This window comes from Maridesulfovibrio bastinii DSM 16055 (assembly GCF_000429985.1).
In the GTDB taxonomy this organism is placed as follows: domain Bacteria; phylum Desulfobacterota; class Desulfovibrionia; order Desulfovibrionales; family Desulfovibrionaceae; genus Maridesulfovibrio; species Maridesulfovibrio bastinii.
The window spans coordinates 36148-50178 of the sequence record NZ_AUCX01000025.1 but is presented as its reverse complement, the minus strand read 5'-3'; the positions used below and the strand labels follow the sequence as shown (position 1 = coordinate 50178).

The following is a 14031-nucleotide window of genomic DNA, read 5'->3' as shown; positions in this document are numbered from 1 at the left end:
TCTAAGTCCTTGAAATATCTGGTGGAGCTGGAGGGAATTGAACCCACGGCCTCTTGAATGCCATTCAAGCGCTCTCCCAACTGAGCTACAGCCCCGCTTTGTGTGGAAATGGATTTATTAAATACAGCTCAACATGTCAACAATTTTAATTTGATAACCATCAATTTTCTACTTTGGTCCATCAATATATCGAGAGAACTTCTTGAGCAGAGTATTTTTGCCACTTTCAAACAGTCTGATCTGGTGTATCTTAATTTAAAAGATCAGATGCAGGTCCATATCACCGGACCTTCCAAAAGCCATTACGGTTATAACTTCAAGGCAATCTCAACCGGTAATTATTAAAATCGACTATCTATCATAGTTCCTTAAGATATTTATTAATATCTACTTGATCAATCTGTTCCGGCGCAAGAAATTTCATTGTATATTCCTTATAGATTCCCGTTTCAAGGAACAGTCTGAAAACATCAGCATCCAGATGCTGGTCTTTGACCATAAGGATCATAATATCGAGAGCTTCGCTCAATGATTTAGCCTTTTTATATGGACGATCGCTTGCAGTAAGCGCTTCAAAAACATCTGACAAGGCGAGAATCCTTCCCGGCATTGAGATCTGATCGCCTTTCAACTTTCTAGGATAACCAGTTCCGGCAAGAGTTTCATGGTGAGCTCCGGCGTATTCAGGAATTTTGGTTAGATTAGACGGATAAGGAAGCTCCTCAAGCATCACAATAGTGGCAATGATATGTTCATTAATTTTATAGCGGTCTTCCGGTGTCAGTGTACCCTTTTGTATGCACAGGTTATAGACTTCACCAAGATTATACATATTTTCGGGCGGCTTCATCGCAAATCGGCCTTCACTGCCTGTTTTTACAGCAGAATCAAATCTTTCTATAATATGTTCAGGCCTATCGGAAAGTAATTTTTCCTCGTGCGGAAGTTCCGGCTCATCCGCAGGATACCTGAGCTTTTCCAGATGCCCGAGGCCAAGTCTGTCATCAAGATATCTGACCCAAGTTTTCTCGGAAATTTTATGAATACGTTCAATTTTCTCATTATCCATAAACTCGCTGCCTTCATTGCATTCAGCAATGAACGCAAAATCATCCCGTATTTCCTGCTGTTTTTCGAGAAGTGTTTTTCTCAAATCAAGAACATCGGAATCAGTCACGCAACGATCCCGCCAGTAATCTACTTCGGCATCCCTCAGCAGGACTTCAAATCTCATACGAATTTCATGGATACGGTTGTAGATCGTTTCAAGCTTGGTCGCTTTATCAACTATATATTCCGGGGTTGTGACTTTACCACAATCATGCAACCAGGCTGCAACGCGAAATTCACGCCACTCATCATCCGTGGAGAGATTAAAACCGGCAAAAGCCTCATCGGAATTCTCGTTTGCGGCCTTGCCAATCATCATGGCAAGCTCCGGCACACGTTCGCAATGACCTCCTGTATAGGGAGATTTATGGTCAATAGCTGTGGCAATCAGCCGTATAAAAGAATCCATCAGCTCATGTGTAGCGTTTTCATATTCGCTTATGGATTCAGACATGGCTACCATGTGTGCCGACAAATCAACTATTTCAGTAATATTGCTGCTGACAGGTACAACTTCATTATAACGTCTTTCTTTGACCTTTATACTCTCGCCCATCAGAGCTTTTATTGGATTCACAATTAGTCTGGCTATGAACATTACCAGCGGAAGGAAGAATATAAGAAGACACAGGGTAGCTATAACTGAGAAGCGGACTTTTTCCATATAAGGCTTCAGGGTTGAAGACAAAGGAACTATAAATCCAAGATATTCATCATGCCCGTATAAAGATTGAAGGCGGGAAACATAGACAAAATGTTTTTTACCATCCAGCTTTATTGTCTTAAGACGCCCTCTCAACCCGACATCTTTAGTCATTGTCAAAAATTCCGGGTAAGGAACCGAGCCCATCTGAGTGGATAAATTTGATTTTTCCGTCCCCATACTGAAAGACAGCCATTTCTCGTCCAGCTTCTTATAATCTTCATCAGTTAAAAGATTCATGACCTTCGTCAGCAGGCCAGCCAGTACAGCTTTTTCAGGACGAACCAGAAAATGGAGTCCTTCCCCACCATCAACATTAAGCTCAGGAAGTATTGGACCGAGCTTAAGGCTTTTCAAAAAATATGCGGATTGCAGGAACTTGAAGACAGGCGCACTATCAACAGTGGCATAAGCTTTACCAGCCATTACCGCTTTTAAAGCGTCCAGAGATGTCTTTACATAATGCAGCCTGATATCAGGATAATTCTTTTTCAAAAATTTGGCTGTAGCCCAGCCTTTAGGAATGGCAACCTTCTTACCTTTCAGCTCGGCAAGGGATTTAACTGTCACCCCTTTTTTGGTTACAGCAATCTGGGGCATGCGTAGATATTCCGGTGTAAAAATTCCCATTTTCTGCCGCTCAGGTGAATCAAACAGCGAATGCAGAAGGTCCAGTTCTCCTTTCTGAAATAGTTTTACCAGAGTATCCCAGTCAAATCCGTTAACATACTTAACTTTAAGCCCTATTTTACCAGCCAGAAGATTAAGCAGATCAATGGAATATCCTCTTGGGCTGCCACGCATGGCAAAGTCAAATGGAGGCCAGTTTAATTCATTTGAAGCAGTAATCGTTGTTGTTTTTGCAAGGAACTCTTTTTCTTCAGCATTTAAATCGATATTAACTCTGCTTATTTTCTCAGCCTTAATTTTAACTTCGGCTGCTTCAGCGGTAACATCGCCATTTTCTTGAAATAAAAATACTTTACTATTGGGTATAAGCCTCTGATTTTTTAAAAATCTGGTCATGCTGGCTAAAGAAATATCCACAGCAACAACCTTATGACCATTGTTTACAGCTCTGGCATAGGTCACTCCGGGTGAGTGCAGGTAGGAAAACATATACGGGCTGGTTTTGATTATTCCTTTCGATGCGGCAGCCTGAAGAAACCACGGTCTTGTGCTCGGATCATAGATTCCGGCTTCTTTGGTGCTGAATCTGACTTTCATGTCGGCATCAATAAACGATGTGACTTTTATTCTTTTACCATTCTCTTTATAAATTCTGATGGCAACCCAGCGGTCAACAGGAGCAGCCCCAATCTCCCGGCGCACACTTTCAGAACTCTCAAGGTTTATAACTTCAAAAAAATCGCCATTATCACACCCTATGTAAACCGCATAATAATTAGGAGCGTCTTTCATTGCTGACGAAAGCAGAGGGAGAGAAACGCAGTTCTGAAATGAATCAGAAAAATCTTCTATGGAGTCAATACTGCCCAGCATATTGACTATATTAGCACTCTGTCTATCCAGAGCATGAATTCTCTCGCTTACTTTTTCAGAAATACCAAGAAAGGATTTTTCCGCTGCTGTTTTGGCAAGGTCACAACTGAAATAAAACTGCAATCCGAGCACAAGGCTTACGGTAATGCAGACGACAAGCAGAAACATTGACAGGACTGTCACTCGGAGAGAAACCGTTTTATCTCGCAATATATTAAACATTACCGTACCTTACAACTAAAACATACAAGCATTACATAAAAATGAACAAGCAGCCTTTCGAAAAGAAAATTTGTTGTAAAAGCAAAAAAATATCTGGTAATTCATTACATATATAGCAGCTGTATAACAAGAAAATAATAAGATTAATAAAAAGGGAATCCCCACATATACAGTCATAAACAAATCTGCACATGCGGGGAATTTCTCATAAAAATAATAATGATATTTTTTATTCAGTCAGTCTTTCTACAAAGATATAAATTGGCAAGAGCAACAATAGAAGTACCTAAAATCAACATCAGTGAAACTGCATTTATAACAGGAGTACTACCATCTCTAACCTGTAGATACAGATTTATTGGAAGAGTAGGTTCAGAACCGACAAGAAATAAAGTTGTATTAAAATTTTCAAAACTCATCAGAAATGCAACAGCACCTGCTCCTGTAATAGCCGGTCTTAAAAAACGTAAAGTTACATAACGTATCACCTGAAATTCAGTGGCCCCAAGATTAAGAGCTGCTTCTTCATAAGAATGGTCAAATTTACGCAGTCTTGCAGAGACTACAAGCGTTACAAATGTTGTAATAAATGAAAACTGCCCCAAGACAACGAGCCAGAAGCTGGGACGAAAAAGTCCTATATCAAGACCAAGATTATCCTCAAAAAATGTTCCGGCAGTATTTGAAGCAAATAAAAGTGAAATACCAAGAATGACTCCCGGAATAACCAATGGCGCCAGCATCAGAAAATAAAGAATCCCTTTGAATCTGAAATTTTCTTTTTCAAATAAAAAGCTGGCGCAGGTACCTACAACCACACAGAGAATTGAAACACATGCCGCGGTTTCAAAACTCGTCAGGATGGACCTCATCATACTCGAATCCTGAAACAACCCTATCCTTTCAGGACCAGCTGAAACAAACCAGTCTGTGGTGAATCCCTGCCACGGAAGATAGGGAAAATCAGAATTATTAAAAGCAAGTATACAGGTAATTACCAGCGGGGCAAAAAGGAAAACAAAATAAAGAATTATGAAAAAATTAAAAGAGCGGCAATAGGCTTTACTCCGGGGTAAAGAACGAATCATCAGGCAACCTCCCCCAGTTTCTGTCCGGTCAGTTTAAGCCCGACCCAGATAATAAGTGAGCTAAGGAGCAAAAGCAGAAAACCGAAGGCGGCTCCCTGATTCCAGTTGAAGCTGGCAATAAACTGATTGTAAATCTGCTCCGTAAACCACAAGGAGTTCTTACCGCCCATCAGATTCGGGGTCAGGTAATTCCCAAGAGCCAGCATAAAAACAACTATACATCCTGAAGTTATTCCGGGTTTACAGTGTGGAATTATTATCTTTCGCCATATAGCCAGCTTTCCGGCACCAAGATCACACGCCGCTTCAATTAAACTGTTATCAAGGCTTTCCATGACGGAAACCAGCGGGACAATCATAAAAAGCATTGAGGTGTAAACAAGCCCCATAATCATAGTTGCATCATTGTAGAGCATCTCTATAGGAGAATTTATAAGCCCTGCCTTGAGCAATATAAAATTGATGACCCCAGATTCCCGCAAAAGAATCATCCATCCATAAACCCTTACAAGTTCGCTGACCCAGAACGGCAGAAGCAAGAGGACCATCAAAGTTCCCCTGATTCCGGGTCTGGCCAGTTTCGCTATATAAAAGGAAACAGGCAGAGCAAGCACAAGACAGATAACGGTTGTAATAACTGCATAGCCGGCGGTTCGAACAAAGGTAAACCAGTAGATTGGCTCCGTAAAAAAGTTTTTGTAATTCTGGAGAGTCCAGACCATATCTCCGTAATCGTTTTCACCTCTGAAACTCATGGTCAGCAGATCGAGATGAGGTAGGACAATAAGCAGTAACAACCAGCACAGCACAGGAGTTAAAAATACCCAGAACATTATCCTGAAATTCTTCACCTAGACCTCCGCCTTGAAGCACACCCCTGAATCAGGGAGCCAGCCAACTGAAATATTATGACCGGGTTCAATATAATCAAACTGGCGATTCTGGGGCAGGCTTACTATAAGCTCGCGATCATTCCCTGTTACTGTCAGTAAACGACTGTTGGCTCCATCAAAGAGAATACTTTTAACGGTTACCCTGAAAATATTCATTTCCGAGGTTTGATCCGGTTCAATCAGCATTGCTTCCGGCCTCAAGAACAAGTCCGCCTTTTCCCCTTTTATAAAACCGTGCTGCGACCTTATATTAAAGGTGTATCCCTCCGGAGTAGCCACAGTTACTTTATTTTCACAACTGTCTATAATTGTGACTTCCCAGCGGTTATTCTCACCCACAAAACGGGCAACAAATGGAGTTTCCGGGTTTCCATATAAATCTTTAGGTGAACCAACCTGTTCAAAGCATCCTTTATTCATAACAGCAACTTTGTCGGACATAACAAGTGCTTCGGACTGATCATGGGTTATATAAACAAAAGTTGTTCCGACTTTGGACTGCAACTTTTTCAATTCAACTTTCATTTGCTCCCTCAGTTTAAGATCAAGAGCTCCAAGTGGTTCATCCAGAAGCAGAACCGATGGCTCCAGAACCAGACAACGGGCGATAGCTACCCGCTGCCGCTGCCCTCCTGAAAGCTGGCTGACCTGTTTTAAACCGTAACCGGGCAGCCCCACCCTTTCCAGAACAGCTTCAATTTTAGATTTTATAACCGCAGATTTAAATCCGCGACGCTTTAATCCAAAACCGATATTTTCAGCAACATCCATCATTGGGAACAAGGCCAGGTGCTGAAAAACAAGATTGACAGGACGTTTGTTCGGAGGGACTCCAAGCATACTTTTGCCCCGGATTTCAATATCCCCTGAAGTCGGCTCCTCAAATCCGGAAATCATCCTTAGAAGTGTGGTCTTTCCACACCCGGAAGGACCGAGTATTGAAAAGAAAGAACCCTGAGGAACATCAAACGAGACATTATCCACAGCCTGAAACTCACCGAAAGTCTTTAGCAATGCGCGTATTGAGAGATCATTATTCATTTACAGCCGGTCTCTTTAAAAGATTAAGGCCGGAACATAATATTTCCGGCCTATATTACAACATGTGGGAGCCGCTTTAGTCGGCAGCTTTAATTTTATCGAGTACTTTTCCTTCCATGCTTTCAATTTTAGAAGGAACAGGAGGATACCAGTTGATCTGATCAATTACAGACTGGGGGAATGAGCGTGAAAAGTTGGCAGCTACTTTTTTATCAGTATACTTGATAGCTCCGATAGAGGCGGTGGCGCATTTTTCCTGAGAGGTAAAGTATCCTGCATTTTCAGGACGCATCATAAAATTAACCCATTTATAAGCGGCAGAAACATTTTTGGCTTTGGCAGGAATTGCAAAGGTGTCTATCCAGCCTAAAGCACCTTCAACAGGAGCTTTGAAGTCAATATCGCTGTTATCGGCATGAAGTTTCCAGCCGCCATTATCCCAGGCCATGGCTACATAAACTTCACCTGAGCGCATGGACTCAAGAAGGGAGTCACCATTGGCCCAGTAATTTTTAACAAGTGGTTTAGCCTTGATAAGTGTTTCAGCAATGTTATCCAGCATCGACTTGTAAGCTTCCGGACGGCTGTAGAGTTCAAAAGGATTGTATCCGAGAGCAAATCCCATAGCTATCAGGGTAGGTCTTTTAAGGCGGTAACTGATGCGTCCTTTATACTTGGGGTCAATTAGAGATTTAAATGATGCAGCTTCAGGAGCTTTGGAACTGTTGACAACAAGACCGGAGGTTCCCCAGCAAAAAGGCACGGCGTAGGAGCTTCCCTTTACAAGGGTATTCTTTTTAACCGCAGCAAGCATTGAGGGGATAAAAAGTCCTGAATCAATTTTGGAATAATCAAAAGGCTGATAAATTTTATACTTGGCCTGAACAGAAGAAATTCTATCCTGAGAAGGCTGAGCCAGATCAAAACCTGCTCCGCGGGTAGCTCTCAGTTTTGCAATCATTTCTTCATTGTTTGAATATGTAACCTCGACGTTGATACCTGTTTCCTTTTCAAAAGCATCCACAACTTTTTGCGGGGCGTATCCTTTCCATGTCAGCAGTTTTAAAGTTTCGGCCTGAGCTGATCCCGCCCATGCCACCATTACCAGTAGAATAAGAAACATTAACCTTTTCATTGAGAGAAACTCCATAGTGTTATTAGTAAACGGCCGAAATTGATAATTTCATCATTTACTTCTGCCAACTGGTTTAAACAACAGAGCAATGTCACAATAAGGCTACGTTCATGCTACAATTCATAATAAAAAAGGCCGGCGAAAACTTCGCCGGCCTGAATATCCATTAAGTACAATCAAAAATTATAAATTTCTTTTTCTTCTAAAGGCGATTCCACGCAGCAGCAGTGAAACAACCGCTATAATTATAAGCATTGCGGTTCCATAATCATGACCATATCCGATGACACAGCCGCCTGAACTGCCGGATGACGAGCTAAGTCCCAGAATCTGCGGGTCCTCAATGGTTCCAAAAGTTCTATCGGAGTCATACTCACCGTTATCTTTTAAAACTGAAACCACATAATATGTGGAATCCCTGTCGAGAGTTTCAACCGGGTTGATGAATCGTCCGCTAATGTCGGTCAACCACCAGTTGCCGTCAGAATAATCTTCAAACTCGGCATAATTGAACAATTTATTAGTTCCGTTATCAAAAAGTCTGGCGAGTTTTAACCACTTCGGAGTCAGTTCCGGCAGGTCAGTTACTGCATACCTGACACTGATGGTGCTGTTTACCGTTGTCTGAACCTCAAAGTAAGCCTCATCTCCGTAAACAGTTGTCAGAGATGTGCCGTAATTAGAGTTCACTGTGCTGACATCGTTCGGGTAGCAGTTTTCTGTCAGTAAAGTTGCTATCGGAGAATTTACCTGAGAAGGATTCAACTCAACGTCATCACTTATAGAAGGTTCATCTGCCAGAGCACTCACAACAAGAGCATACGGTTGTGGTCCCTTGGGAATATTATGTGCGCTCACTTCAACTGTATAGGTTCCAACTTCCGGCTCAGGTATTTCCACAGAGACAACGTTATTTACACGGTCAAAATCTGATGAAGGTGCGTTTAATCTGAAAAATCCCATAATTGCCGGAGTAATCGGCACCGTGGTCCAGGCATCGGACTCATAAGCTAATCCCTTGCCGCTGTCTGCTCCAACGTAGATTCCAAGATTCTCGTTACTTTTTTCAACTGAGATAAGAATATTTCCTTCATTGATAACGATACCAACCGGAACAGCTGTCTCACCAGTCGGTATATAAGCATAATCTTTTCTAAAGAGTTCTCTGCCGACAGTCCCGTTGGAATAACTATAGACGACAACAGAAACGGGAGAAGCGATACTTTCATCATTACTGAAAGCAAGACCTACTGATTCGAGAGTTACAGGATATGAAGTAAAAGAGGATGGGTCTATGGAAAGGGCAATCTTGTCAGCGGAGTAAAAGCCAGTAGCAGTATTTACATACATCTCCCTGACTATTGTTCCCAGGTCACGGGCATTGTTAGGGTAAACCCAGGTATTGTCAGGTTTCTTAATTCTAAGATCAAGATCATTTACAAGTCCTCCTAACGAGACCTCCGATCCCGGATAGTCTGTCCAGTCAAGCGTGGCTTTAAACGGTTTCTGACTGCTGCCAACAGTAAACTGAAAAGTTTTTGAATAACTGCTATCAGCAGGAGCTTCGGTATCTATGTCGTAATAATAAATCTTAAAATCACTATCAGCATTCACAGATGATTCGAAATCAACCCTACCATGCCCCTGAGAATTATCAGGCATTGAAAGAACTTCCTGCTCATTACTCTCACCATACTGCCCCGGAACCAGAGATTCCGCTCCGTTTAAAAGAGCTGCCTTGACAAGCGCCGCACTGGGATCAGCAAATCCCTCTTCTTTCATTAAATATTCACGCATGATGACCGCTGTTCCGGCAACCAGTGGAGTAGACATGCTGGTTCCTCCCATCCACTGGTAATAGTCATTATATGCGCCCCATCCCTGTCCGGATGTAGCTGAACTCTTTGTAGAAAGTATATTGGTTCCCGGAGCCACAACGTCAGGCTTGAATCTGCCGTCAATTGTCGGACCGCGGGAAGAAAAGGCTGCAATGCCATAAGGTTTGTCTGAAGTAAGGTCAGATTTAACTGGTTCCCCATAAGTTCTGAAAGTTCCCCAGCTGTCACTTGCATAGCCTTCCGATTCCCCCATACGGTAAGATTCGCTGGCACCGACACTGAGACAATTTTTTGCACTGGCAGGAGTGTCACTGCTGTAGGGATCGATTATGCCATTCATGTCTTTATCTCTGCCTGCGTTCCCGGCAGCAAAAAGAACGAGATAATCTTTGTGATTCCACATAAACAGGTCAACGTCTCTGCATTCACTGCTGTATCCGCCCATACCGGAACTTCCCCAGCTGTTGGAGCAAACTCTTGCTCCGGCATCGTAAGAAGGCTGAAATAAATTGGCAAGATTAGCTGGAATACCCGCAAGATTACCGTTTACATCGGCCATTGCAGTAAAATAAAGCTCTGCCTTCGGGGCAGCACCGGCAAAACATGTATCAGGAAAATAGTTGTTGGACGGTTCGGAACCGGAGCGCATTCCATTGCCGACGGCAATACCCGCGACATGGGTTCCATGCCCGGCATAATCGACTGAACTTGCACCACTATTGACATCATATCCGACAACTCTTGACCCACTGTTTCCGTCACTAAAATCCAGATGCATATTAGCTGTGTTACCGGTATCAAGCCCGGTATCACATATAGCCAGAATCTGTCCTTCACCATATAAATTACCGCCGGAAACAGGCCACTCTATCTCCTGAGCTGAACGGAGTCTAATAATCCCGGTTGAAATATTATTATTGATGTGATGCGAGGGCTGTTTTTCAATACTTTTAATTCCGCTTATCGCTTTAAGCCCTTCAATATTTTTCATTGGTATTCTGATGTCTATAACAACACTTCGCTCTGAAGAACTGTCACTATCAACAATTGCTCCACGAGAAATAATTTCATCGACCAATGAATCCACATCGACATCCGGGAAAGCTATTATCCTGAGTTTTGCGTAACTATCCTGTTTCTGAAGTTCCTCGGGGGTAATGTCATATGCATTATTTGTCAGAGTAAGCTCAGGTTCATACTCTCCAATCCAACGGACGAAATCCAGAGTTTCAATTTCACCTTCAGCACTTTCATCGGCGCTGATTATAAACGCATATTGCGGAATATAATCAAAAATAACAGCTCCGATATCGGTTAGAGCCTGCTTCCACTCAGCTTTAACCGGACCTGAAAACTGAACTATATAATATGAATTATCCGAACTACCGGTTTCTTTATTCACAGATTTGGAGGTCTCATTGGCAGGGCTTTTAAAGATAACAGAACCGGATGCGCCATCAAGAGGATCAAAACTTCTGCCATTCAAAAAAAGTCTCGGGGAGCCTGAATCTGCTCCCTGCGCAAAAATGCTGGCGGGGATTATCAGCCCGGCACAAAAAACAACTAAAAAAATAAAATTTTTAATCTTTCCAGCACTGAACATTAAAAACCACCCTTTTTTTATGTTTTAGCTGACTGCCGGGCAGCCACACTTATTACAAAGATATAACCAGCACCATAATTGAATGGAAAACTATATCATCTTTATTAATATTTCAAATAATAAAAACCGGATAGCGGGCCTGTTATCAGGTCTCTGCTATCCGGCGGTTATCAGCCGTACTATATGAAGTACAGAACTAGTTATAAACTATATTAAAATTACTCCAAAGACTCACCTTTCCTGAGTTTAGAACGAATTTTTGAATATTCACTCTCCATTGCTTCAAGCTTTTTCAGGAGGTTCTCTTCAGCTTCGGAACGATGCATGATATCCCTTACCGCTCCGTTTTCAATAACCAGTCTACGGTCGGCTGAAAGGGCAAGGACGGGATCATGAGTGGCAATGACAACAATTTTATCGCTTTTGACAAGCAGCTCCAAGGCCCTGATTTTATCAACACCGGCATTTTCAATTTCATCAATCAGCAGAATAGGAGACCAGCTTAAAAGCGCAGCATCAGCAATCATAAGGGCTCTGGATTGTCCCCCGGAAAGCTGAGTAAGCTGGGTTTCACGTTCAAAATTCTCCCCGGCCAGTTCATTTGCAGCTGCAAGAACTTTGCAGGCGGTCTCCTCAGGATCGTCAACACTTCTGCTTTCCGCATGAGTGCAGATAAAATCATAAACCCCCATATCCAGAACAAAATTCATATTCTGAGTAAGCTGGGCAACAAGCCGGCCCTGCAACTCGAAACGGCTGTCGGGGTCAGGCTTTACTCCATCAAGAAGTACAGTCCTCATTGATGGAGTATCGCAATCAGCAAGGGATTCAATATCATACAGGAACCTACTTTTGCCGGAGCCCGTTGGTCCCAGAAGGGCTGTTATTTCTCCGGGCGAAAAAACAATGTCATTTCCTTCGGCATTACCTGATTTATCCTGCCCGGCAATAACAGTAAGGCTATTGAGACTTAAAAAATCACCGTGCATCAGAACCTCCGAAAACAGCTTTTTTCACATTGCCCTTCTGATATCTGTTACCGATTCTTGTTTCACTAAGACAATAAGAGCAGACCGCAGCAGGCATTGCAAAACGCAGCCGCATTTCAGTTACTGTTTTTATATCCGGAGCCATGCTCAAAACAGTTGCAAGGTCACGGCATCCCTGTCCGGTAAGTCCGTTAATATTTCTTATAACCGCTTTCTTGTTCATCTGACGGATGCGATGCCGATAAACCTCGCGTTCAGCCTGTGAAACAAGATCACCTTTGGTCACCAGTACAAGGTCTGCCAGCTTAAGCATAGGGCCTATTTTTTTAGGAGCCTCAATGCCCATAAGGTTATCAATAACGCAAATTCCCAGCACTCCGCGCATGTGCGGAGAGCAGCGATTGCAGAGTCCTGCAGTCTCGATAATACAGCACTCGGCATTTGTCCCTTCTGCCCAGCTGAAAGCTTCTTCCAGATTAGTGGCAAAAAAATGATCAGGACAAAGACCGCCGGAAAGCACAGCAGTTGAAGGAATACCGGCCCTCGCATAAATATCGTCATCCTTAGTCTGCAGGCAGTCGAATTTGACTACAGCGCATGAAATTCCCTTAGCAAGAAGATCAGAGCAGGCTTTGGTCAATATAGACGTTTTACCGCATGAAGGAGGTCCGGCAACAGTTACAAGTCTCAAAATGTCTCCTTGACAAGCTTTCTGAAAGTTCCGTTCAATTCATCACGCAATACAGTTATATCATTATCATAAATAAAGTCCCATCCAACCCATTTAATTGTATTTTCAGGAGCATGGGTTGGTGGAAGCGGTCCACCTAACGGCAGAAACCATTGCGCGCTGGGAATCTCTCCGAATCCTTTGATGAAAAACTCTAAAATTTTGTCGATCCGGGGCCGGGCGTCCTTTTTGGCCAGAAAATATATGGGACTTGCGGCCGTACCGTCTTTGGGCCAGATAACTTCCATATACTCAGGCTGTTTGGATGTTTCTGCAAAAAAATACGGAAGAATATAGATGCCTCCGCCCTTCTCTGCTCCGCCTGATTTTCCCATTCTTGAAGAGTGCATAAGACCGTTGGCATTGGCGGCAAGCTTTTTGATGCCTTCCATACCAAAATCCTTATAAATCAGCATAAGTACGGCATCAGCCATATCATCACCGTCTCCGCACATGTTGATCTGGCCGCGATACTTGGGGTCCAGCAGATCGGCCCACTTTTCAGGCGGAGGAGTATCACCGAGGCGCTGCTTATCAACCATGAAAATATAAGGGGTCAGGGCATAGACGGTGTAATGACCTTTAGGATCAACTATCCCGGCCTTTTCATGCAGCGGGGTGACTTTTTCAGGCAGAACAGCTTCAAAAAGCCCGGTCTTTACAAATTTATCTGAAAATCCTTTGCGGAAAAAATCACCAAAACCGATTGAAGCAATGATTGAAGGAAGTTTGTCCGGATCACTTTCGTAATGCAGAGGATCAAAAGGGTCCACAGAAGTGCAACCCATGGGGATATGAATTTTTATTGGATCATTCTCCTCTTCATAAGCCTTGATTACAGCGTCAAGCCGTTCTTTAACTGCCAGCTTGACCGGGCATGGAGAATAAAGGAGCAGATCAAGGTCTGCGGGGTCAGGAGTATCCTGTTGCCCGGACTCTATAACCGAAGCCATCAATTTATCGAGAGTCTTCATAATTTTCCCTTTTTTGCGGTGTAGAATCCGACATTTTTGAATTTTAATACAATATTGTAGCAAATTTTCTATAAAAACGTTGACTTTTAAATTAAAAGCAACACTTATGCCATAAAGGCTAAGACTATTTCTGAAAGGAAACAAGCCTCAACAGAATTAAGCTGACACAATAAGCCTGAAACTTAGCATTGTGTTTCATTAA

The 14031-nt window shown here is 42.8% G+C and carries 10 protein-coding genes and 1 tRNA gene; 1 reads left to right on the top strand and 10 read right to left on the bottom strand.

Annotated elements, in window-relative coordinates; all coding sequences use genetic code 11:
- Positions 1-19: 19 nt before the first annotated feature.
- Positions 20-95: transfer RNA gene (locus G496_RS0112855), tRNA-Ala, on the bottom strand.
- A 13-nt stretch (positions 96-108) separates the two neighbouring features.
- Between G496_RS0112855 and G496_RS20945 the strand changes: the two genes are divergently transcribed.
- Complete coding sequence (locus G496_RS20945) at positions 109-345, top strand: hypothetical protein (protein WP_027179632.1); 237 nt, start codon at positions 109-111, stop codon at positions 343-345.
- A gap of 13 nt (positions 346-358) precedes the next feature.
- Here G496_RS20945 and G496_RS0112845 read toward each other — a convergent pair whose 3' ends face one another.
- The 9 genes from G496_RS0112845 to G496_RS0112805 form a co-directional block, all read right to left on the bottom strand.
- Positions 359-3499 carry an HD domain-containing phosphohydrolase gene (locus G496_RS0112845; protein WP_169725762.1) on the bottom strand — a complete coding sequence of 1047 codons (3141 nt, stop codon included), beginning with the start codon at positions 3497-3499 and terminating at the stop codon, positions 359-361.
- Between the two features lie 272 nt (positions 3500-3771).
- Positions 3772-4626, bottom strand: coding sequence for an ABC transporter permease (locus tag G496_RS0112840; protein WP_027179630.1), 855 nt, complete (start codon positions 4624-4626; stop codon positions 3772-3774).
- Positions 4626-5459 (bottom strand): ABC transporter permease, encoded by an 834-nt coding sequence (locus G496_RS0112835; RefSeq protein WP_034633253.1) that lies wholly within the window; start codon positions 5457-5459, stop codon positions 4626-4628. Before G496_RS0112835 ends, G496_RS0112840 begins: the two co-directional genes overlap by 1 nt.
- An 18-nt stretch (positions 5460-5477) precedes the next feature.
- Positions 5478-6560 carry an ABC transporter ATP-binding protein gene (locus G496_RS0112830; RefSeq protein WP_027179628.1) on the bottom strand — a complete coding sequence of 361 codons (1083 nt, stop codon included), beginning with the start codon at positions 6558-6560 and terminating at the stop codon, positions 5478-5480.
- A 76-nt stretch (positions 6561-6636) separates the two neighbouring features.
- Entirely contained in the window at positions 6637-7695 is a 1059-nt protein-coding gene (locus G496_RS0112825; protein ID WP_027179627.1) for an extracellular solute-binding protein, read from the bottom strand.
- A gap of 183 nt (positions 7696-7878) precedes the next feature.
- Positions 7879-11136, bottom strand: a complete 3258-nt coding sequence (locus tag G496_RS0112820; RefSeq protein WP_027179626.1) for a S8 family serine peptidase — start codon at positions 11134-11136, stop codon at positions 7879-7881.
- 218 nt (positions 11137-11354) lie between these two features.
- Positions 11355-12125, bottom strand: coding sequence for an ATP-binding cassette domain-containing protein (locus tag G496_RS19735; protein ID WP_051295032.1), 771 nt, complete (start codon positions 12123-12125; stop codon positions 11355-11357).
- Positions 12115-12816, bottom strand: coding sequence for a GTP-binding protein (locus G496_RS0112810; RefSeq protein WP_027179625.1), 702 nt, complete (start codon positions 12814-12816; stop codon positions 12115-12117). Before G496_RS0112810 ends, G496_RS19735 begins: the two co-directional genes overlap by 11 nt.
- Positions 12813-13829 carry an ABC transporter substrate-binding protein gene (locus tag G496_RS0112805; protein ID WP_027179624.1) on the bottom strand — a complete coding sequence of 339 codons (1017 nt, stop codon included), beginning with the start codon at positions 13827-13829 and terminating at the stop codon, positions 12813-12815. Before G496_RS0112805 ends, G496_RS0112810 begins: the two co-directional genes overlap by 4 nt.
- Positions 13830-14031 lie beyond the last annotated feature (202 nt).